Raw genomic sequence first — 590 nt, forward strand, 5'->3', positions numbered from 1 at the left:
CCTCCGACACCCGCGTCATCAGGTGCAGTCCGCCCGCCGCCGAGAAGGCCGCGCCGGCGCCGAGCCGGGCCGGGGAGTCGTGGTTCCCGGAGGTCGCGACGATCACCGCACCCGCCGCACGGATCGCCGCGAAGCCCTTGTTGCACACGGTGACCGCATCGGCGCTGGGGATGGCCCGGTCGTAGACGTCCCCCGGCACCACCACGACGTCGACGGCGTGCTCCGCGACCAGGTCGGCGACGGCGTCGAGCACCAGTGCCTGGTCGGCCAGCAGGTCCACCCCGTGGAAGGTGCGACCGATGTGCCAGTCGGAGGTGTGCAGGATTCGCATGCGCCGACCGTAGTTCACCCCACCGACAGGCCCATTGACGTGCACCTCTCCCCGACCGCCGGAGGCATGTAGGTGCCCTCGTGCACTATCTCGGCATGGAACCCGTCACCGGCTTCGGACTCCTCGTCTCGCTCTGCCTCGGCATCGCGGTCGGCTGGCTCTGGCACGCCTCCCGGACCGGCCAGCACGCCGCGCGCGCGGAGGCTCAACTCGCCGCGCTCCGTGACAACGAGAAGCTGCTCCGGCAGTCCCTCTCGTC

At 71.4% G+C, this 590-nt stretch carries 1 protein-coding gene; it reads right to left on the reverse strand.

Features of this window, described 5'->3' with window-relative positions:
- On the reverse strand, positions 1–331 hold a 331-nt coding region (locus AC1DYG_RS18915; RefSeq protein WP_477641409.1), incomplete at its 3' end, for a metallophosphoesterase family protein.
- Positions 332–590: the final 259 nt, after the last annotated feature.

The organism is Pedococcus sp. P1_H8, assembly GCF_056405175.1.